At 69.1% G+C, this 19,135-nt stretch carries 19 protein-coding genes; 7 read left to right on the top strand and 12 right to left on the bottom strand.

Annotated features, from left to right (window positions below):
• Window position 1 precedes the first annotated feature (1 nt).
• From V6M56_RS20955 to V6M56_RS20940, 4 genes are all read right to left on the bottom strand, one after another.
• Window positions 2–496, bottom strand: a complete 495-nt coding sequence (locus tag V6M56_RS20955; protein WP_332686637.1) for a thiosulfate oxidation carrier protein SoxY — start codon at window positions 494–496, stop codon at window positions 2–4.
• Entirely contained in the window at window positions 459–866 is a 408-nt protein-coding gene (soxX, locus tag V6M56_RS20950; RefSeq protein WP_332686634.1) for a sulfur oxidation c-type cytochrome SoxX, read from the bottom strand. Before soxX ends, V6M56_RS20955 begins: the two co-directional genes overlap by 38 nt.
• A 194-nt stretch (window positions 867–1,060) precedes the next feature.
• Window positions 1,061–3,250 (bottom strand): xanthine dehydrogenase family protein molybdopterin-binding subunit, encoded by a 2,190-nt coding sequence (locus V6M56_RS20945; RefSeq protein ID WP_332686632.1) that lies wholly within the window; start codon window positions 3,248–3,250, stop codon window positions 1,061–1,063.
• A gap of 94 nt (window positions 3,251–3,344) precedes the next feature.
• On the bottom strand, window positions 3,345–3,812 hold the full coding sequence (locus V6M56_RS20940; RefSeq protein WP_332686630.1) for a (2Fe-2S)-binding protein: 468 nt from the start codon (window positions 3,810–3,812) through the stop codon (window positions 3,345–3,347).
• 453 nt (window positions 3,813–4,265) lie between these two features.
• On the opposite strand from V6M56_RS20940, the gene V6M56_RS20935 reads away from it, so the two are divergent.
• Entirely contained in the window at window positions 4,266–6,869 is a 2,604-nt protein-coding gene (locus V6M56_RS20935) for a DUF3772 domain-containing protein (RefSeq protein WP_332686628.1), read from the top strand.
• A 4-nt stretch (window positions 6,870–6,873) separates the two neighbouring features.
• On the top strand, window positions 6,874–7,395 hold the full coding sequence (locus V6M56_RS20930) for a CAP domain-containing protein (RefSeq protein ID WP_332686626.1): 522 nt from the start codon (window positions 6,874–6,876) through the stop codon (window positions 7,393–7,395).
• 28 nt (window positions 7,396–7,423) lie between these two features.
• On the opposite strand, the gene V6M56_RS20925 is transcribed toward V6M56_RS20930, so the two are convergent.
• Complete coding sequence (locus V6M56_RS20925) at window positions 7,424–8,248, bottom strand: flagellar motor protein MotB (protein ID WP_332686624.1); 825 nt, start codon at window positions 8,246–8,248, stop codon at window positions 7,424–7,426.
• 14 nt (window positions 8,249–8,262) lie between these two features.
• On the bottom strand, window positions 8,263–9,033 hold the full coding sequence (locus V6M56_RS20920) for a motility protein A (RefSeq protein WP_332686622.1): 771 nt from the start codon (window positions 9,031–9,033) through the stop codon (window positions 8,263–8,265).
• A gap of 367 nt (window positions 9,034–9,400) precedes the next feature.
• Here V6M56_RS20920 and V6M56_RS20915 point away from each other — a divergent pair, with 367 nt between their 5' ends.
• Entirely contained in the window at window positions 9,401–11,218 is a 1,818-nt protein-coding gene (locus V6M56_RS20915) for a glucan ABC transporter ATP-binding protein/ permease (RefSeq protein ID WP_332686620.1), read from the top strand.
• A gap of 22 nt (window positions 11,219–11,240) precedes the next feature.
• Here the strand turns inward: V6M56_RS20915 and V6M56_RS20910 are convergent, their stop codons facing one another.
• Window positions 11,241–11,624 carry a hypothetical protein gene (locus V6M56_RS20910; RefSeq protein WP_332686618.1) on the bottom strand — a complete coding sequence of 128 codons (384 nt, stop codon included), beginning with the start codon at window positions 11,622–11,624 and terminating at the stop codon, window positions 11,241–11,243.
• A 152-nt stretch (window positions 11,625–11,776) separates the two neighbouring features.
• Between V6M56_RS20910 and V6M56_RS20905 the strand changes: the two genes are divergently transcribed.
• Window positions 11,777–12,112 (top strand): DUF1330 domain-containing protein, encoded by a 336-nt coding sequence (locus tag V6M56_RS20905; protein ID WP_332686616.1) that lies wholly within the window; start codon window positions 11,777–11,779, stop codon window positions 12,110–12,112.
• A 70-nt stretch (window positions 12,113–12,182) separates the two neighbouring features.
• Here the strand turns inward: V6M56_RS20905 and V6M56_RS20900 are convergent, their stop codons facing one another.
• From V6M56_RS20900 to V6M56_RS20890, 3 genes are read right to left on the bottom strand one after another with little or no spacing between them, the layout of a single operon-like run.
• Window positions 12,183–13,487, bottom strand: a complete 1,305-nt coding sequence (locus V6M56_RS20900) for an HlyC/CorC family transporter (protein WP_332686614.1) — start codon at window positions 13,485–13,487, stop codon at window positions 12,183–12,185.
• A gap of 11 nt (window positions 13,488–13,498) precedes the next feature.
• Window positions 13,499–14,644, bottom strand: a complete 1,146-nt coding sequence (gene aroB, locus V6M56_RS20895; protein WP_332686613.1) for a 3-dehydroquinate synthase — start codon at window positions 14,642–14,644, stop codon at window positions 13,499–13,501.
• Window positions 14,641–15,222, bottom strand: a complete 582-nt coding sequence (locus tag V6M56_RS20890; RefSeq protein WP_332686611.1) for a shikimate kinase — start codon at window positions 15,220–15,222, stop codon at window positions 14,641–14,643. The genes aroB and V6M56_RS20890 overlap by 4 nt, the downstream gene beginning before the upstream one ends.
• A gap of 145 nt (window positions 15,223–15,367) precedes the next feature.
• On the opposite strand from V6M56_RS20890, the gene V6M56_RS20885 reads away from it, so the two are divergent.
• The 3 genes from V6M56_RS20885 to xerD are packed head-to-tail and all read left to right on the top strand — an operon-like array spanning window position 15,368 to window position 18,334.
• Window positions 15,368–17,215, top strand: coding sequence for an aminodeoxychorismate synthase component I (locus V6M56_RS20885; RefSeq protein WP_332686609.1), 1,848 nt, complete (start codon window positions 15,368–15,370; stop codon window positions 17,213–17,215).
• Between the two features lie 29 nt (window positions 17,216–17,244).
• Window positions 17,245–17,388 (top strand): histidine kinase, encoded by a 144-nt coding sequence (locus tag V6M56_RS20880; protein ID WP_332686607.1) that lies wholly within the window; start codon window positions 17,245–17,247, stop codon window positions 17,386–17,388.
• 10 nt (window positions 17,389–17,398) lie between these two features.
• Entirely contained in the window at window positions 17,399–18,334 is a 936-nt protein-coding gene (gene xerD / locus V6M56_RS20875) for a site-specific tyrosine recombinase XerD (RefSeq protein ID WP_332686605.1), read from the top strand.
• A gap of 6 nt (window positions 18,335–18,340) precedes the next feature.
• Here xerD and V6M56_RS20870 read toward each other — a convergent pair whose 3' ends face one another.
• Both V6M56_RS20870 and V6M56_RS20865 read right to left on the bottom strand, forming a co-directional pair.
• The gene (locus V6M56_RS20870) at window positions 18,341–18,667 is read right to left on the bottom strand and encodes a polyhydroxyalkanoic acid system family protein (protein WP_332686603.1); all 327 of its coding nucleotides are present in this window, start codon (window positions 18,665–18,667) and stop codon (window positions 18,341–18,343) included.
• 161 nt (window positions 18,668–18,828) lie between these two features.
• The gene (locus V6M56_RS20865; protein ID WP_332686601.1) at window positions 18,829–19,038 is read right to left on the bottom strand and encodes a hypothetical protein; all 210 of its coding nucleotides are present in this window, start codon (window positions 19,036–19,038) and stop codon (window positions 18,829–18,831) included.
• Window positions 19,039–19,135: the final 97 nt, after the last annotated feature.

Here is a 19,135-nt window from a genome sequence, read left to right as displayed (position 1 = left end):
TTCAGCCTCCGTCGATGCAGGCGCTGAGCGTCACCACGATGTCGGCATCGCTCATGGCGTAGCCGCCGCGGCTCAGGGCGGCGACGACCGCGACCTTCTGCGAGGTGGCGAAGCGCAAGGTGGCCGCGACCTCTGCGCGGCCATTGCGCGGCCAGAGATGGAAGCGCGCCACGTCGGGGAACGGGTTCTTCTCGGCGATGACATGGATCCAGCGGACATGGTCGCCCGCCGTCATCGGGCTCTCGACCCGGATCGCGACATCGACCGAGTTGCCGTTCTCGACCAGCTGGGGGATGTCGAATTCGATGCCGCCGCGGGCCGGGGTCGCGCCCTCGGTGACGCGGGCGATCAGCTCGGACAGAGGCGTCGGCGTGGCGGCGCGCAGCCCGCCCGGCAGGGTGGCGAGCGCCAGGCCGGCCGTGCCGGCCGCGATCAGCTCGCGGCGCGAGAACGCCGGTTCAGAGCGTCCGGAGGCTGGCGAGATAAGCGACGACATCCTCGATCTCCTGGGCGGTCAGCGCCGGCCGATCGCGATATTGCAGGGCAACGTCTCGCAATCCTTCGGTGCGAAAATAGGGCGGCATCACCGTTTCGGGGTTGAGCCGGCTGGCATCGACGAGGCGCAGGCGCAGCTGCCCGGCCGAGAGCCTGGCGCCGACGCCGGCCAGCGGCGGGCCGATCGTGCCCTGGAAGGGCTCGTCAGGTTCCGGCACCCGATGGCAGATCAGGCAGTTGCCGCGCGTCCGGTCGAGCACGAGGGACCGGCCGCGCGTGGCGTTTCCGATCAGACCGCCGAGCGGTGCGGGGATCGCATCGTCGGCGACCAGATAGGGTTCGAGCGCATGCGCGGGCGGGATCGCGACCATTGCGAGGAATGCCAGTTCCAAACCCGATCGCATGATCCCCGAAAAGCGACGTCGTCCCGGGCGACCGGAGGGCGACCCGGGACCCATGCCGGAACGGTTCAGGCATGGGTCCCGGCTCTCCGCTGCGCTTCGGCCGGGATGACCCGGTGTTTCCACGACGGCAACTTGCTCCAGTCGGTTCCGCGGGTCTGCGCTCACGCCTTGCGCAGATCGGCGTTCTTGATCGGCAGGGTGCGGACGCGCTTGCCGGTGGCGGCGAAGATCGCGTTCAGCACCGCCGGCGCCGCGACCGCGATGGTCGGTTCGCCGACGCCGCCCCAGAAGCCGCCCGAGGGCACGATCACCGTCTCGACCGCCGGCATGTCCTCCAGGCGCATGACCGGATAGGTGTCGAAATTCTCCTCGACGATGCGGCCGTCCTTGACCGTGCATTCGCCGAACAGCGCCGCCGAGAGCCCGTAGACGAAGGAGCCCTCGACCTGGCGCTCGATCTGCGCCGGGTTGACGGCATGGCCGGGGTCGGTCGCGGCGACGATGCGGTGGATCTTGAGCTTGCCCTCGGCGTCGACCGAGACCTCGGCGACGGCGGCGACATAGGAGCCGAAGCCCATGGTCTGGCAGATGCCGCGATAGATGCCGTCCGGCGCCTTGGTGCCCCAGCCCGCCTTCTCGGCTACGGCATTGAGCACGGCGAGATGCTTGGGATGGTTCTTCATCAAGGCGCGCCGGAATTCGAGCGGGTCCTTGCCGGCGGCATGGGCGAGCTCGTCGAGGAAGCACTCGAGATAGATCGTGTTCTGGTTCAGGTTGACGCCGCGCCAGAAGCCCGGCGGGACATGCGGGTTGCGCATGGCATGGTCGATCAAGAGGTTCGGGATGGTGTAGCCGATCGAGGCCTCCGGCCCCGGCGGGTTGAGCCCCTGGAAGACGACCGGGTCGCGGCCGTTCTGGATGTTCTGCGGGAAGATGCCGGCGACGATCGACTGGCCGGAGATTCGCATATGCAGGCCGGTCAGGTTGCCGTCCTTGTCGAGCGCGCCGGTGAGCTTGCACTGGGTGACCGGGTGGAAGCGGCCATGCAGCATGTCCTCCTCGCGCGACCAGATCAGCTTGATCGGCGTGCCGGGCACCTGCTTGGCGATGGCGACGACCTGGCGCACCCAGTCATGCACGGCGCCGCGCCGGCCGAAGCCGCCGCCGAGGTCGATCTTGTAGGCCTCGCATTTGGCGAGCGGCAGGCCCGAGGCCTCCGCCGTCGCCGCCAGCGCCGCCTCGCCGTTCTGCGTCGGCGTCCAGACCTCGCAGCGCTCCGGGGTGTAGAGCGCGGTCGCGTTCATCACCTCCATGCAGGCATGGTTCTGGAAGGGATAGGAATAGACGTTCTCGATGACGCGGGCGGCGCCCGCGATCGCCGCCTTGACGTCGCCGGCCTGGTTGCCGAGCGCCGCCTGCGGCGCATCGAGCCCTTCCTTCAGCCAGGCGGCGATGCTCTCGCTCGAGACCTTGGCATGCTCGCCCTCGTCCCAGGTGATCGGCAATGCGTCGAGCGCGGTCTTGGCCTGCCACCAGGTGTCGGCGACGACCGAGACGGCGCTGTCGCCGACCGGCAGGACATGCTTCACGCCCGGCATCGCCTTGATCTTGGCGGCGTCGAAGCTCTTCACCTTGCCGCCGAAGACCGGGCAATCCTTGATCGCGGCGTTGAGCATCCCCGGCAGCTTGAAATCCATGCCGTAGATCTTCTTGCCGGTGGTCTTGTCGGCCGTGTCGAGCCGCTTCAGCGGCTGGCCGGCGATGGTCCAGTCCTTCGGATCCTTCAGCGGCACCTCGGTCGGCGCCGAGAGCTTGGCGGCGGCCGCCGCGACCTCGCCATAGCGCAGCGAACGGCCGGAAGCCTTGTGGCTGATCACGCCCTTGGCGGCGCTGCATTCGGCGGCGGGCACCTTCCACTCCCCCGCTGCGGCCTGGACCAGCATCATCCGGGCGGCGGCGCCGCCCTTGCGGACATATTCATGCGATTCGCGGATGCCGCGGCTGCCGCCGGTCGAGAAATTGCCCCAGACCCGGTTGCGCGCGATGTTCTGCCCCGGCGTCGGATATTCGGTCGTCACCTTCGCCCAGTCGCAGTCGAGCTCCTCGGCGACGAGCTGGGCGAGGCCGGTCAGCGTGCCCTGGCCCATCTCGGAGCGGGCGATGCGGATCACCACCTTGTCGTCGGGATGGACCACGACCCAGGCATTGATCTCAGGGTTCGCGCCCTGGGCCAGGGCCTCGCCGGCGAAGGGCACGGCGAAGCCGAAGGAAAAGGCGCCGGCAGCGGCGGCCGAGCCGGCCAGCATATTGCGGCGGGAGAGCTTCATCTCGGCGAGAGAGACGGATGTCATGGCGTCCTCCGGAGTCTGGTTGGCGCGCGGGCGAGGCGAGTTTCCGTTTCGTGGATCGCGGTCGAGCCCGGCGCTGCGGAAAGGGAAGGGGCGCTCAGCCGCGGCCGAGCTCGCCGCCGGCGGCCACCTGCTTGATCGCGGCCTTGACGCGGTTATAGGTGCCGCAGCGGCAGATATTGGTCATTTCCGCCGCGATATCGGCATCGGTCGGCTTCGGATTGGCCTGGAGCATGGCGGCGGCGGCCATCAGCATGCCGCTCTGGCAGAAGCCGCATTGCGGCACGTCGTGCTCGATCCAGGCCTTCTGCAGCGGGTGGTTGCCGTCGGGGGAGAGCCCCTCGATGGTGACGATCTTCTGCTCGGCGGTCACCGCGCTGACGGGAAGCGCGCAGGAGCGGGTGGCGACGCCGTCGATATGCACCGTGCAGGCGCCGCATTGGGCAATGCCGCAGCCATATTTGGTGCCGGTCAGGCCGATCTGCTCGCGGATCACCCAGAGCAGCGGCGTCTCGCCGTCGACCTCCACCTCGATCGCTTTTCCGTTGATGTCGAGCTTAGCCATCGCGAACCTCCCGGTCTCGATTCCAGAGCAGGCGAGAGAGCCAGCGCGCCTCGCCGATCGATCCTGCCGGCCGATCTCCGGCCGAAGGTGTTCATTGGTCGAAATTGAAACTCAAAAAGGGGGGAGAGCACCAGAGGCCGCCAGCCCGGCGCCGATCACGGTTACGCTGGGTCGGAAAGCCGTCCCTCAGTGGGGCGGAGCAGCCCAAATCGCGGCAGCCGGCCACTTCCGCCATGATGCTGTCCGGTTTCTTGCCGAAGAAGCCTGCCTTCACCGTCGCCACCCGGCGCCGTTTCACAGGAATGTGATGCCCTTGCCCGCTCCCTGCCATCCGGCGCGGCCCTGCCGCGAAGCCGGCCTGCCAGCTCTTTCCGTCAGGGCGCTTGATTTCGCCGCGCGCCGGTGGCGAGGCTGCGAAAGGATGCGAATCAGCCCGGCAGGATCGCGATGCCAGTGACGTCCAGAGCCCGGCGCAGCTTCGGCCCGCTAGCGGGCCGGCTCGGCGCATTCCTGTTCGCGCTTTTCCTGCTGCTGCCGCTGTCGGCGCTGGCGCAGCCGGCCGATCCGGCGGCGGCGCGCGCCCGCGTCGATTCCATCCGGGGCGAGCTGACCCAGATCGAGACCGTGCTCGCCAATCCGGGCGCCTCGGATGCCGAGCTGGCCCGGCAGAGGGGGCGCCTGCAGCCGCTGCTGGACCAGCTTCGTATCGTGACCGAGGAGCAGGCGCCGCGCTTCGAGCAGGCGAAGCTGCGCCTCGAACAGCTCGGACCGAAGCCGGACGCCAAGGCGCCACCCGAGACGGCCGATGTCGCCCGCGAGCGCGAGGCGCGCGAAAAAGGCTTCTCGGAGGCCGACGAGACGCTGAAGCTGGCCCGGGCGACCCTGCTGCAGGCGGAGCAGCTCCAGACCTCGATCGGCGATCTGCGGCGCGAGCGCTTCGCCCGGACGCTGTTCGCGCCGGGGCCCTCGATTCTGAGCCCCGATGTCTGGGGCACGACGCTTGCGGCGCTGCCCTCCGACCTGCGCGCTTCGCAGCTGATCTTCGGCGACTGGCTTTCGGTCTTCAGCACGGCGCTGTGGAGCGGGCGCGGGCTTCTGGTGGCGCTCGGCTTCCTCGGGGCGGTCGGCCTCTACATCGCCCGGGCGCGCTATCTGCCGCGCCTGACCGGCCGCCTCGCGGCGACGGAGGATTCCAGCGGCGTCTATTGCCTGCACAGCGCGCTGCTGCGCCTGCTCGCGCGCGCCGCGCCGCCGGCCCTGGCGAGCTGGCTGATCTACGCCGCGCTGAACGCCGCCGGCCTGCTGCCGCCGCGCATCCAGCCGGTGATCCTCGCCATCGTCTTCGGGCTCGCCCTCTTCGCCTTCGTCCAGGCGCTGGCGGACGCGCTGTTCGCGCCGGGCGAGCCGCAGCACCGACTCGTCAGCGTGATGGAATCGACAGCGCGCACGGTGGTCTGGATGGCCGGCTCGCTGGCGATCGTCATGGGCATCGGCAAGGTGCTGGAGGCCTGGCTGCAGGCGATCGCCGCCGGCCTGAGCCTGTCGATCATCGTGCGCGGCGTCGTCGCGACCGTCTTCGCGCTGACGCTGGTCGCCGGGCTCTACCGGCTGCGCGACAATGACGAGATCGAGCAGGAGGCCTGCCTCGGCCCCTATGTCCCGGTGGACGGCGCCAGCCTCGGCCCGGTGCGCATCCTCGCCTGGATCGTCGGCATCGCCATCATCCTGGCGGTGCTGCTCGGCTATGTCGTGCTGGCGACCTTCCTGACCGAACAGGTGCTCTGGCTCGGCATCCTCGCCGGCGCCTTCGTCCTGATGATGCAACTGATCGAGCTCGAGATCGGCAGCCTGCTCACCGGCGAGGGCCGTTTCGCGCTGACGCTGCGGGCCGGCATCGGCCTGCGGGCGGCGACCCTGCAGAAGATCGCCGTCGTCCTGACCGGCGCGCTCAAGATCGTCCTGATCGTGGTGGCGATCATGCTGACGCTGGCGCCTTGGGGGCTCGAATCCGCCGATTTCCTGACCTCGCTGCGCGCCGCCTTCTTCGGCGTCCAGATCGGCGGCGTCACGATCTCGCTGTCCTCGATCATCGTCGCCGGCTTCCTGTTCGCGCTCGGCCTCGCCGCGACCCGCTCGCTTCAGGGCTGGCTCGACGGCAAGTTCCTGCCGACCACCACGCTCGATCCCGGGCTGCGCAACTCGATCACCACCGCGGCGGGCTATCTCGGCTATGCCGCGGCGGTCGCGCTCGCCGTCTCCTCGCTGGGCTTCAGCCTCGAGCGGCTGACGCTGGTCGCTTCGGCGCTTTCGGTCGGTATCGGTTTCGGCCTGCAATCGGTGGTGTCGAACTTCGTCTCGGGGCTGATCCTGCTCTGGGAGCGGCCGATCCGGGTCGGCGACCAGGTGCTGGTCGGCGACGCCGAGGGCATCGTCAAGCGCATCAATGTCCGCTCGACCGAGATCGAGACCTTCGACCGTTCCTCGGTGATCGTGCCGAACTCGAACCTGGTCTCCGGCGTGGTGCGCAACCGCGTCCGCTCGGACCGCACCGGGCGGGTCCTGATCTCGATCAGCGTGCCGCGCTCCTTCGATCCGAGCGCCGTGCGGGCGGCCCTGCACGATGCCGGCGAGGCGCATGGCGACGTGCTGAAGAAGCCGCCGCCGAACGTGCTGTTCCGCAAGATCGGCACCACGACGATGGATTTCGACCTGGTCTGCGTCGTCGGAGAGGTCGACATCGTCGGGCGGGTCACCAGCGACCTCAACTATGTCATCCACAAGCGCCTGGCCGAGCTCGAAGTGCCGGCCGCCGCCGCCCAGCTCACGGTCAAGGGCCTCGAGGGCATCGAGCAGTCGCTCGGCGACATTGCGGGCGCCGTCGCCCGCGAGACCAAGGCGCGCCGCGCCACCGGCAGCAAGGTCTCGGTGAAGCGCTCCCGGCCGGCCGATGGCGAGGCTGAGGCCGCGTCGGACGCGCCGGAGCCGGCGCCGGAGACCGGCAAGGACGAGAACGCCGGCAAGGGCGACAGTGCCGGCAAGGACGAGAACAAGGAATGATGCGATGGCCGACCTTTCCTCTCGTCCCGCCAGGGCGCGACCGATGAGCTGCCCTGCGGCACTGGCCGGCGCGCTTGCGCTCTTCAACATCGCCGGCTGCACCGAGCCGGTGCGGACGCAACCGGCCTTCTATCGCGATCTCGGCTCGCCCTCGGCGCGCGTCGACGCCGAAGCCGCGCGCGCGACGATCTCGGCCTATCGCCTGAACGCCGGGCTGGCGACGCTGCGGCTCGATCCGGCGCTGATGCAGGCGGCGGAGCAGGAAGCGGCCGCGATGGCCGCCGCCGACAAGCCGGCGCAGGCCGACGCGGTCAAGGCCCGGCTCGCGCGCGACGGCCAGCCCGATGCCGACGCCAATCTCTCGGCCGGCTACCGGCGGCTGGCGGAAGCCTTTTCGGGCTGGCGCGACTCGCCCCAGCACGACCGGGTCATGAGGGCGCCGAAGGCGACCCGCATGGGCATCGCCTCGGCCTATGCGCCGGGCTCGAAATACCAGGTCTACTGGGCGCTGATCATGGCGCCCTGAGCCGGCGGGGCGGCGCTTGGGGAGGGAGCTAGGGCCTGGCGCCATTCGGCAGCGGCGGCGCGTCGGCCTTCAGCACGATGCCGACACGACGGTTGAAGGGCAGATAGGGGTTGTCCTTGATCAGCGGCTCGGTGTCGGCCTTGCCGGTGACGGAGGCGAAGCGCTCGTCGGGCACGCCGGCATTGCCGAGGATCTCGCGCACCGCCGCGGCCCGGCCGACCGAGAGCGCCCAGGGGTTGCCCGGTGCCAGCGTGCCCGGCCGCAGCGCGGCGGTGTGGCCGGTGATGGCGATCTTGTTGGGCATGCGGCGCAGCGTCGGGGCGATGGCCGCGAGCAGCTTGCGCATGCGCTCGTTCGGCTGGGTCGAGGCTTCGGCGAACATGGCGCGGCCGTCCTGGTCGACGAGCTGGATGTCGATGCCGGTTTCCGAGACCTCGACGAGGATGTTGCGCGACAGTTCGGCGATCTCCGGCATCTCGCGCAGGGCCTGGCGCAGCGAGGCGGCCGCCAGCGCGAAGCCGCGGTCATGCGTCGCCGCGATCAGCCCGTCCTCCTTCTGATGGTTGTGGTTGGGCGCGGTGTTGTCGGAGGCGTCCTCGATCGGGCGGACATAGGCGTTCTTGATATGCGTCTTGGTCGGGATGCCGTCGACCTCGACGATGCCGGCGAGGCGCACGTCCTTCTGCGTGCCGAAGGCGTCGCGCATCGAGCCGGCGACGATCTGGAGCTTCTGCTTGTCCTGGCTCGAATAGGCCGCGACCATGACGAAGAACGCCATCAGCAGCGCCATCAGGTCGGCGAAGGTCACGAACCAGCCGTGACCGCCATGGCCGCCCCGCTTCTTCTTGGCCATCGTTCAGCCGCCCTTCAGCTGGCTTCCGCCATTTCTGCCCGATGATGATCGGGCAGATAGGCCAGCAGCATCTCGCGCACCAGGGTCGGGCTCTTGGCGTCGCGCATCTGCAGCACGCCGTCGATGATCAGCGTGCGCGAGATCTCCTCCTCCTCCAGCTTGATGTGCAGCTTGTCGGCGATCGGCAGGGTGAACATGTTGGCGACCATGGCGCCGTAGAGCGTCGCCAGCAGGGCGGTGGCCATGGCCGGGCCGAGCTTGGAGGGGTCGGACATGTTGGCGAACATGGTGACCATGCCGAGGATCGTGCCGATCATGCCCCAGGCCGGGGCGCAGTCGCCGATGGCGCGGTAGACCTTGGAGCCTTCGTCGAGCCGCTGCAGGAAGTTGTCGCGGTCGCGCTCCATCGTGTCGCGGATGAAGTCCTTGTCGTAGCCGTCGGCGATGTAGCGCAGGCCCTGGGCCAGGAATGGGTCCGAGACCTCGACGTTTTCCAGCGCGACCGGGCCGCTCTTGCGGTTGATCTCGGCGACGCGGGTGATCTCGTCGATCAGCTCGCGCGGATGGACCGAGCGCATGGTGAAGGCGAAGCGGATGCCCATCGGCAGGCCATGGGCGATGACCGAGAAGGGAAAGCGCAGCATGGTCGCGGCCGAGGCGCCGCCGAAGATGATGATCGCGGCGTGCTTGTCCCAATAGGCGGCAAAATTGCCGCCATCGATCATGATCAGCGCGACGATCGTCGCGATGCCACCGATGATGCCTGCGCCGGTCGCGATATCCATGAAACGAGCATCCTGATGCGCGCCGCCGCCGACGCTGCTCGCCCGGCCTCTCGCATGGTCGAAACGATAGGGTGCGCCGATTAAAGGAAGCGTTAAGGTTGAGAAATTGCTCACATCGGCCGTCGCCTTGCCGAGCCGGAGGCGGTCCTGTCGCCGCCGGCATGCCGCAGGGGTTTGGTTTCGCACCGGCCTTTCACCGGGACCGCTGTCGATTCCGCCTGCCGACGCACGAGAACCGGATGCTCTCGGACGGGCTTGCGAAGCGCTTCCGTGCAGAGGCCGAATCCGTCTCCGATCAAGGCGTTGGCGCGGGATGACCGCGAAAAACCGGTTCCCAGCGCTTTCCCTCCTGCTCTAAGGTCAGGCGATGTCCCTGTTTGCGATCTATGCCCGCGTGCTCGGCGAGCTCGGCCCGGAAAGGCGCCTGGGCCTGATCCTGGCGCTCGCCAATATCGCGCTGGCGGCGGCGGCCTTCGCCGAGCCGATGCTGTTCGGCGCGCTGATCGACAAGCTGACCAGCGTCCAGAACGCCGGTCAGCGGCCGGGCTGGAGCGACATCAACCTCCTGATCGCCGCCTGGGTCGGCTTCGGCCTGTTCAATATCGCCGCCGGCGTCTTCGTCGCCCTGTTCGCCGACCGGCTGGCGCATCGCCGGCGCCTGGCGGTGATGGCGGACTATTTCGAGCACGCGCTGACGCTGCCGCTGGCCTATCACACGCAGACCCATTCCGGCCGGGTGCTGAAGGTGATGCTGGAAGGCACCAGCGGGATGTGGGCGCTGTGGCTCTCCTTCTTCCGCGAGCATTGCGCCAGCTTCGTCGCGCTCTTCATCCTCTTGCCGTTCACGCTGTGGAAGAACTGGCAGCTCGGCCTGCTGCTGATCTTCCTGGTCGTGCTGTTCGGCTCGCTGACGGCGCTGGTGCTGCGCAAGACCGACAAGCTGCAGAGCAATGTCGAGGGCTACCACTCCAATCTCGCCGAGCGGGCCTCCGACGCCCTCGGCAACGTGCCGGTGATCCAGAGCTTCACCCGGATCGAGGCGGAGGTACGCGGCCTGCGCTCGACCATCGCCAATCTGCTCGAGGCGCAGCTGCCGGTCCTGACCTGGTGGGCGATCGCGACGGTGGCGACGCGGGCTTCGGCGACGCTGACCGTGCTCTCGATCTTCGTCGTCGGCGCCTGGCTGCTGATGCAGGGGCTGACCACGGTCGGCGAGATCGTCACCTTCATGGGCTTCGCCACCATGCTGGTCGGGCGGCTCGAGCAGATCGTCGCCTTCGTCAACTTCATCTTCATGCAGGCGCCGAAGATGCGCGAGTTCTTCGAGGTGCTCGACACCATGCCGGCGGTGCGCGACCTGCCCGGCGCGGCTGATGCCGGCCGCCTCGAAGGCGCCGTCGCCTTCGACAATGTCTCCTTCTCCTATGATGGCAAGCGCGCCGCCGTCACCGACGTCTCCTTCGAGGTCAGGCCCGGCGAGACCATCGCCATCGTCGGCTCGACCGGCTCGGGCAAGTCGACGACGCTCGGCCTGCTGCATCGCGCCTTCGACCCGCAATCGGGCCGGATCCTCGTCGACGGGCGTGACATCCGCGAGATCTCGCTGCTCTCGCTGCGCCGGAACATCGGCGTCGTCTTCCAGGAGCCGATGCTGTTCGCCCGTTCGATCCGCGAGAACCTCACCGTCGGCAAGCCGGATGCGACCGATGCCGAGATGATGGAGGCGCTCGACCGCGCCCAGGCCACCGAGGTGATGGCGCGCCAGAGCGATGGGCTCGACACGCTCGTCGGCGAGCGCGGCCGCACGCTTTCCGGCGGCGAGCGCCAGCGCCTCTCGATCGCCCGCGCGCTCCTGAAGAACCCGCCGATCCTGATTCTCGACGAGGCGACCTCGGCCCTCGACGCCGCCACTGAAGTGAAACTGCAAAAAGCCCTCGACGAGGTGATGAAGGACCGCACCACCTTCGTCATCGCCCACCGCCTCGCCACCATCCGCAATGCCGACCGCATCCTCGTCTTCGAGCAGGGAAGGGTGATCGAGATGGGCTCCTTCGAGGAACTCGTCGCCAAGGGCGGGCGCTTCGCGGCGCTGGCACGGGCGCAGTATCTCGTCACCGACAAGCCGGCCGAGACGCTGCCGGAGAGCGCGGCGAGCCCACTTTCCCAGAAGATCGCGATCGATTGAGCGGCGTTGCCGCGAGCCCGCGCTATTCCGGCGGGTGATGCAGGCAGGGGTCGAGCTTCACATGGTCGGGGCCGACCTGCTCCCAGGCTCCGGCGACGATGACGCTCTCACCGGGCTTGCGGCCATTGGTGTCATAGGTGACGCAGAGCACGCGCGGGGCCGGCGCCTGGCACAGGCCGAGATAGGTCAGCCCTTCGCCGACGCGCACCATGCTCAGCGGCCCTTCGACCTCGATGGTGATCAGCTCGCCCTCCCTGCCCTGCAAGGTCTTCAGGGCAGAGCGCAACTCGGCGCAGCTGGCGCGGAAAGTCGGGGCGGGCTGGGCCTGCAGTGCGCCGACGCCGGAAAGAAGCCCGATGGCGAGTGCGGCGGCAGGCAAGGCGAGGCGGTCGATGTGCTGGATCATCCTGCCGGTCTCCATCGGCAATATGGCGGCTTTGCGGAGCGCGGCCGAAAGCGCGCTGTCATTACCTGTTGGGTAATCGATCCCCGGCCGCGCGTGGCCTATCCCTCGGATTGCCGGTGGCGACCGCCACCCGAAGCCGAAAGGAGCCAAACATGACCGCCTATGCCGTTGGCCATCTCCGCCAGGTCGATCTCGGGCCGGACATCATCGCCTATCTCGAGGGGATCGACACCACGCTGAAGCCCTTCGACGGGCATTTCATCATCCATGGCGGGGTGCCGGAGAAACTCGAAGGCAACTGGCAGGGCGACCTCATCGTCATCGCCTTTCCGGATCTCGCCGCCGCCCGCGCCTGGTATGCCTCGGCCGCCTATCAGGCGATCGTGAAGCTGCGCACCGACCATGCGGTCGGCGACGTCTTCCTGGTCGATGGCGTCTCGCGAGAGCACAAGGCGATCGAGGTTCTTCCCGAAGCGCTGCGCGGTTGAGCGGATATCGCGTGGCAATCGCACTGCCATCCGGCTGTGGCCTCAAGGCCAGAGTCGACGCCGAGATCGCTCACGATGTCGGCTGTTCGGTCTCGATTTTCCCGACGGGCGCGATCTTCAGCGCCGTGACGCGGTTGCGGCTCTTGCGCATCACCTCGAAGCGGAAGCCGTGGAAGGTGAAGGCCTGGCCGGCATCGGGAATCGCCTGCGCCTCGTGGATGACGAGCCCGGCAATGGTCGTGGCCGCCTCGTCCGGCAGGTTCCAGTCCATGGCCCTATTGAGGTCGCGGATCGGCGCGCTGCCGTCGACGATGACCGAACCGTCGGCCTGCTGGCGCAGGCCGGGCAGGGCGATGTCGTGCTCGTCGCGGATGTCGCCGACGATCTCCTCGAGGATGTCCTCCAGCGTCACCAGGCCCATGACCTCGCCATATTCGTCGACGGCAAGGGCGAAATGGGTCTTGCGGGAGAGGAAGGCCTTCAGCTGCTCGGGCAGCGAGATCGTCACCGGCACGAACCAGGGCGAAAGCGCGATCTCGCCGACATCGAGCCTGCCGGCCTCGCCGCCGGCGGCGTCGAGGGCACGCAGCAGGTCCTTGGCGTGCAGGATGCCGACGATGTTCTCCGGCTTCTCGCGCCAGAGCGGCAGGCGCGTATAGGGCGAGGCGAGCACCTCGCGGACGATCGCCTCCGGGCCGAGATCGAGATTGATCGTGCGCATCTTAGTGCGGTGGATCATCACATCGGCGACCTCGAGGTCCTTGAGGTCGAGCAAGCCGCTGACCATGTCGCCATCGGCCTTCTCGACTGTGCCCTGCTGGCGCATCAGGTCGACCTGGTCGCGCAGAACCTCGTCCGTCGCCAGGACGGGGCGCTGGGAATCGATCCGCAATCCGAAAAGGCCGATGCAGCGCCGCGCCAGCCATTGCAGCAGGCGCACGGGCGGCCCCAGGACGGCGAGCAGGCGCGCCACCGGCCGGATCAGGAAGAGCGCCGTGCGGTCGGGCTTTGCGACCGCCACCATGCGCGGCGCCAGCTCGCCGAGGATGACGACGAGCAGGGCGACGCCGGCGGCAGCGCCGAGCGCGGCGCCGGTTCCGAAGGACGCCGCTGCCGCATAGGTCGCGAACGCGGCCGTGGCGGTCTTGGTCAGGGTGCGCCCGAGCAGGAGCACGCCGCTCAGGCGCTCGCGGTTCGAAAGCACGCGCAGCACGATCGCGGCGCGCCGGCTGCCGGCCTTCTCCTGGGCGGAGAGCCGCACGCGCGAGGTCGCGTTGAGCGCCGCCTCGCTGGCGGAGAGGAAGCCGGTCAGCAGCAGGCCGAGAACGACGACCGCGACCGCGAGCCAGGGATCTATGGGGATCAGCGCGGCCATTGGGGGTGCGATCAGGCTCCCGCGAGTTCGCTTTCGATGAAGCTGCGCACCTCGTCGGCGGGAACGCCCGGTGCGATGAAACTCCGGCCGATGCCATGGGCCAGGATGAAGGTCAGCGCGCCGCGCTTCACCTTCTTGTCCTGGGTCATCGCCTCGACGATCTCGGCGGCGCTGCCGGTGCCGCCGGCTACGTCCTGCAGCTGCGTCGGCAGGCCGACCGAGGCAAGATGCGCGGCGACGCGGCCGGCATCCTGGCCGGGGCAGAGCCCGAGCCGCTGCGAAAAGCGGAAGGCCAGCGCCAGCCCGATCGCGACCGCCTCGCCATGGACGAGCCGCTTCGAATCATAGGCCGTCAGCCGCTCCAGCGCATGGGCGAAGGTGTGACCGAGATTGAGCAGGGCGCGATCGCCCTCCTCGCGCTCGTCGCGGGCGACGATCGCCGCCTTCGCCCGGCAGGCGGTGGCGACGGCATGGTCGCGCTCCGGCCCGCCGGCGATGACGCGCCGCCAGTTCGCCTCGCACCAGTCGAAGAAGCCGGCGTCGTCGATCAACCCGTATTTCACCACCTCGGCATAGCCGGCCTTGAACTCGCGCTCGCTCAGCGTGTCGAGCAAGGCGGTGTCGCAGATCACCAGCGCCGGCTGGTGGAAGGCGCCGATCAGGTTCTTGCCATGGCCGGAATTGATGCCGGTCTTGCCGCCGACGGAAGAATCGACCTGCGCCAGCAGGCTGGTCGGGATCTGGACGAGGCGCACGCCCCGCCGCAGCACGGAAGCCGCGAAGCCGGAAAGATCGCCGACGACGCCGCCGCCCAGCGCGATCACGAGGTCGTTGCGCTCGATCTTCGCTGCCAGCAGTTCGTCGCAGAGCTCGACGAAGCAGGCATAGGATTTCGAGGCCTCGCCGGGCCGGATCGTCAGGCGCGTCGTGGTGACGCCGGCCTGGTGCAGGCAGGTTTCGAGCGCCGGCGCATGCAGCGCGGCGAGGTTGTCGTCGGTGACGATGGCGGCGCGCGCGCCGGGGGCGAGGGCGGCGATGACATCCGCCGCCTCGCAGAGCTGGTGACGGCCGATCAGGATGTCATAGGAGCGCTCGCCCAAAGCGACGGGGACGAGGATGCGCTCGGCAGGCGCGGCAACGGCGGCTTTGTCGATCATCGGATGCTCGTCACGCGCTCGAGCTCGGCCAGCGCGGCTTCGACGACGATCTCATGGGGGTCGTCGCTCGAGATTACAGTGATGTCGGCCTGGCCATAGACCGGTTCGCGCTCGGCGAGGAGCCGGCGCATCGTGCCTTCCGGATCGGCGGTGCGCAGCAGCGGCCGGTTGCTGCGCTTGCGCACGCGGCGCATCAGCACGTCGAAATCCGCCTTGAGCCAGATCGAGACGCCGAGCTCGGCGATGCGGGCGCGGGTGTCGGCGTTCATATAGGCGCCGCCGCCGGTCGCCAGCACCAGGGGCGCGCGCGTCGTCAGGATGCGGGCGATGACGCGGCGCTCGCCATCGCGGAACTCGGTTTCGCCGCGCTGGGCGAAGATGTCGGGAATCGACATGCCGGCCGCGGTTTCGATCTCGGTATCGGCATCGACGAAGGCCAGGCCGAGGCGCGCGCCGAGCCGCTTGCCGACCGAGCTCTTGCCCGATCCCATCATCCCGACCAGCACCACGGCGCGCTCGCCGAGGGCGGCGCGCAGAGCGGCGACGTCAAGCGTTTCGACAGTGTCTGCCATCATCATCGCAACGTTTCCTCGTTGCCGCTCTAGCATGTGCGATGCTTTGCCGCCACGCCCTCCTGAGACGCCGCTGCGGCCCTGCGTCGGCTTGACCGGCCGGAGCGAGTCAGGCTGCTACGGGCCGATGCAGCGGCGAGGAGAGGGCGTGATGCCGAGCCCCGGACAGGACGGCGAGATCGCCGCATTGCGCCCGCCTTTCGTGCTGCTCGAGGACCGCAGCGCCGGCGCGGGGCCGGCGCTGCTCTTCGCCGAGCCGGTCGCACTGGTGCAAGCGCAAAGCCTCGCCGAGGTTCCCGCCGCGCTGGCCCGCATCGAGGCCGGGCTGGCGGCGGGGCTGCACGCGGCCGGTTTCCTTTCCTATGAGCTCGGCTATGCCTTCGAGCCGCGGCTGCAGGCGCTGATGCCGGAAGGCCGGAGCCTGCCGCTGCTCTGGATCGGGCTCTTCGGCGCGCCGCGCGCGCTGGATCCGACCGTGCTCGACCGGCAGTTCGCCGGCCTCGCCGCGCCGCCGCCGCTCGAATCCCTGGCGCTCGGGCTGGACGAGGAGCGCCATGCCGCCGCTGTCGGAAGGGTGCTCGATTATCTGCAAGCCGGCGACGCCTACCAGGTCAACCTGACCTTCCCGATCCGCTTCCGCTATGATGGCGACCCGCTGGCGCTCTATGGCGCGCTGCGGGCGAGCCAGCCGGTCGCCCATGGCGGGATCGTCGCGACCGGTGCGGCGACGATCCTCTCGGTCTCGCCCGAGCTCTTCGTCGAGGCCGAAGCCGGCCAGGCGACGACGCGGCCGATGAAGGGCACCGTCGCCCGCGGCAAGGATGCGGCGGGCGATGCCGCGGCGATGGCGGCGTTGCGCACCGATCCGAAGCAGCGCGCCGAGAACCTGATGATCGTCGACCTCTTGCGCAACGATCTTAGCCGGGTCAGCGAGATCGGCTCCGTCGCGGTGCCCAAGCTGTTCAGCGTGGAAACCTATCCGACCCTGCACACGCTGACCTCCGAGGTGACGGGGCGGCTGCGGCCGGGCCTGTCGGCGGGCGAGCTGATCGCGGCGATGTTCCCCTGCGGTTCGGTCACCGGCGCGCCGAAGCTCCGGGCGATGGAGATCATCCGCGAGCTCGAGGCGCAGCCGCGCGATGCCTATACCGGGTCGATCGGCCGGATCGCGCCGAATGGCGATCTGCGCTTCAACGTCGCCATCAGGACCGCGACGATCCTGCCCAACGGGGAGGGCGTCTACGGCGTCGGCGGCGGCATCGTCGTCGATTCGCAGGCCGAGGCGGAATATGCCGAGTGCCGGCTCAAGGCCCGCGTCCTGACCGATCTTGCCGAGGATTACGGGCTGTTCGAGACGCTGCTCTGGTCGCCGGATGGCGGCTATCGCCGGCTGAAGCTGCATCTCGAGCGGATCGGCGCTTCCGCCGCGACGCTCGGCTTCCGTTTCGAGCGGGAGGCGCTGGCGGCGCGGCTGGCCGAACTCGCGGCCGGCTTCCCCGCCGAGGTCGACCAGCGCGTGCGCTTCGAGCTCCGGCGCGACGGGGAGGTGGCGATCAGGCATGTGCCGCTGCCGCCCGAGGAGAGCCGGATGTTGACCATCTGCGTCGCGGCCGAGCGCAGCGATGCCGGCGACCCGTTCGCGCGGCACAAGACGACCCGCCGGAGCCGCTATGAGCGTGCCTTCGCCGCGGCGGCCGCGCAGGGCTGCGACGAGGCGCTGTTGCTGAACCGGGAAGGCTTCGTCACGGAGACCAGCCGGGCCAATCTCTTCCTCGAACGCGACGGGCTGTTGCTGACGCCGCCTGCCGACCACGGCCTGCTGCCGGGCGTGCTGCGCCGGGAACTGCTGGAGGCCGGGACGGCGCGGGAAGCGCCGCTGCGGCTGGATGACTTTCTGAAGGCACCGCGCTGGTTCGTCGGCAGCAGCCTGCGCGGCTTGCGACCGGCGCGTCTGACCGACGATGCGGCGCTTGCGTCCAGGGTCGCGGATCGGGAATAACCGACAGGTTCGAAAAGGAATCGCCGGCCGTGCCGACGCTGTTCAAGTTCCTGACCTTCCTCGCCGTGGTCGGCGGGCTGGTGTTCGGCGGCATGGTCGCGCTCGTCACCTTCGTCAAGCCCGAGCCGCGCGAGATGGTCGAGATCGTGCCGCCCTCGAAGCTGCAGAAATGAGCCGGCGAGAATGACCCGGCAAGCGCGCGCCTGGCTGAACGCCTTCCTCGACATGCTCGCAGCCGAGCGCGGCGCGGCGAAGAATACGATCGACGCCTATCAGCGCGATCTCGACGACTATCTCGAATTCGCCGCGGGCCATGGCGGCCCGGCGGCGGTCGCGGCCGCGGATGTGCGGGCCTTCCTGGTCGAATTGTCGGAGCGCGGGCTGAAGGCCTCGTCGGCGGCGCGACGGCTTTCGGCGGTCAGGCAGTTCCACCGCTTCCTCTATACCGAAGGGCTAGTCGGCACCGACCCGACGGCGGCGATCGAAGGGCCGCGCCTTGGGCGACCCTTGCCGAAAGTGCTCTCGGTCGCCGAGGTCGACCGGCTGATCGCGACGGCGCAGCAGGCGACCGAGCGCGAGGGGCAGTCGCCAGCGGTGCAGGCGCGCGCGCTTCGGATGCGCTGCCTGATCGAGATGCTCTATGCCACCGGCATGCGCGTCTCGGAGCTGATCGCGCTGCCGCTCTCGGCGGCGACGACGCGCGAGCGCTTTCTGGTGGTGCGCGGCAAGGGCGACAAGGACCGGCTGGTGCCGCTCAACGAGGCGGCGCGGCTGGCGGCGGCGGCGCATCTTGCCTTGCTGCGCCAGCAGGGCGGCGCCGGCGGGCGCTGGCTTTTTCCTTCCGATGGCGAGAGCGGGCACCTGACGCGGCAGGCCTTCGGGCGCGATCTGAAGACGCTCGCCGCCGAGGCCGGGCTGTCGCCGGCCAAGGTCAGCCCGCATGTGCTGCGCCACGCCTTCGCCAGCCATCTGCTGCAGAACGGCGCCGATCTGCGCGTCGTGCAGGAGCTGCTCGGCCATGCCGACATCGCGACGACGCAGATCTACACTCACATCCTCGACGAGCGGCTGAAGAGCATGGTGCGCGACCTGCACCCGCTGATGGATGGCGAAAGCTAGCCCGCTTCAGGCCTTGGCCGGCTTGTGCTCCAGCAGGATCTGGCCCTGCTTCTCGACGCCGAGGCGCAGCTTCTCGGCGAAGATCGCGAGCATCCAGGGCAGCATCACCTCGAGACGAACCAGTGCGTCCTCGACCTCGAGCTTGCCGTTCACGGTCTGGCCGAGGGCCGCGACGCCGAAATGCAGGGTATCACCTTGCCAGTCCTCCTCGACCAGCTGCATGCGGAAGTCGCCGAGCCGGCTGCGGATCCTGTCGACACCGCCCTGGAGGCGGGCGCGGGCGGCCTCGCGCCCGAGCGCATGGGAGATCGTGATGGTGACGGGGCGTTTCATCGGCGGCTCCGGCTCTTCCGTGCGGGCTTGTCGCTGCCGCAGAGATGCGCATCGCCGCGGCGGGTTGCAACCGTCGGGGCGCAAACCGCCGGCCGGATCATGCCGGTCTCGCTTCGCTTGAGCGATGTTCCGGGCAAGATTCCGGGCAAGCCGGAGTGGCCTCAGTTGCTACGGGCTTCCAGCGCGTCCTGACCTTCCGGCGTGACGTTCCAGCGCTCGTCGCCGGGCTCGGCCAGGCCGCGTCCCTGGAGCAGGCGCAGCATCGCCTCGCCGAAGATGAAGCGGCGCGTTTCCTCATTGATGCTTTCGAGCGCGATCCATTCCGGATCGGTCATCACGGGGGCATGCGTGCTCGTCGCGGTCTCGGCCATCGATCGTCCTCCTCCGTGCCGTTTGCTTCGGTCAGAGGGAAAATCGCGGCCAATCTTGGAGAGCTTGTGGCGGTGGAAGGGTATCCCTGCGGCAAAT

It is taken from the genome of Allobosea sp. (assembly GCF_036675845.1).
Lineage (GTDB): Bacteria > Pseudomonadota > Alphaproteobacteria > Rhizobiales > Beijerinckiaceae > Allobosea.
The sequence above is the reverse complement of the archived record's forward strand: the minus strand, read 5'-3'. Positions and strand labels throughout refer to the sequence as shown.

Excerpts from the sequence above, each read along its gene's own strand:
- V6M56_RS20955 (WP_332686637.1), bottom strand. The coding sequence starts at position 496 with ATGTCGTCGCTTATCTCGCCAGCCTCCGGACGCTCTGAACCGGCGTTC.
- soxX (WP_332686634.1), bottom strand. The coding sequence starts at position 866 with ATGGTCGCGATCCCGCCCGCGCATGCGCTCGAACCCTATCTGGTCGCC.
- V6M56_RS20945 (WP_332686632.1), bottom strand. The coding sequence starts at position 3,250 with ATGACATCCGTCTCTCTCGCCGAGATGAAGCTCTCCCGCCGCAATATG.
- V6M56_RS20940 (WP_332686630.1), bottom strand. The coding sequence starts at position 3,812 with ATGGCTAAGCTCGACATCAACGGAAAAGCGATCGAGGTGGAGGTCGAC.
- V6M56_RS20930 (WP_332686626.1), top strand. The coding sequence starts at position 6,874 with ATGGCCGACCTTTCCTCTCGTCCCGCCAGGGCGCGACCGATGAGCTGC.
- V6M56_RS20925 (WP_332686624.1), bottom strand. The coding sequence starts at position 8,248 with ATGGCCAAGAAGAAGCGGGGCGGCCATGGCGGTCACGGCTGGTTCGTG.
- V6M56_RS20920 (WP_332686622.1), bottom strand. The coding sequence starts at position 9,033 with ATGGATATCGCGACCGGCGCAGGCATCATCGGTGGCATCGCGACGATC.
- V6M56_RS20915 (WP_332686620.1), top strand. The coding sequence starts at position 9,401 with ATGTCCCTGTTTGCGATCTATGCCCGCGTGCTCGGCGAGCTCGGCCCG.
- V6M56_RS20910 (WP_332686618.1), bottom strand. The coding sequence starts at position 11,624 with ATGATCCAGCACATCGACCGCCTCGCCTTGCCTGCCGCCGCACTCGCC.
- V6M56_RS20905 (WP_332686616.1), top strand. The coding sequence starts at position 11,777 with ATGACCGCCTATGCCGTTGGCCATCTCCGCCAGGTCGATCTCGGGCCG.
- V6M56_RS20900 (WP_332686614.1), bottom strand. The coding sequence starts at position 13,487 with ATGGCCGCGCTGATCCCCATAGATCCCTGGCTCGCGGTCGCGGTCGTC.
- aroB (WP_332686613.1), bottom strand. The coding sequence starts at position 14,644 with ATGATCGACAAAGCCGCCGTTGCCGCGCCTGCCGAGCGCATCCTCGTC.
- V6M56_RS20890 (WP_332686611.1), bottom strand. The coding sequence starts at position 15,222 with ATGATGATGGCAGACACTGTCGAAACGCTTGACGTCGCCGCTCTGCGC.
- V6M56_RS20885 (WP_332686609.1), top strand. The coding sequence starts at position 15,368 with ATGCCGAGCCCCGGACAGGACGGCGAGATCGCCGCATTGCGCCCGCCT.
- xerD (WP_332686605.1), top strand. The coding sequence starts at position 17,399 with ATGACCCGGCAAGCGCGCGCCTGGCTGAACGCCTTCCTCGACATGCTC.
- V6M56_RS20870 (WP_332686603.1), bottom strand. The coding sequence starts at position 18,667 with ATGAAACGCCCCGTCACCATCACGATCTCCCATGCGCTCGGGCGCGAG.
- V6M56_RS20865 (WP_332686601.1), bottom strand. The coding sequence starts at position 19,038 with ATGGCCGAGACCGCGACGAGCACGCATGCCCCCGTGATGACCGATCCG.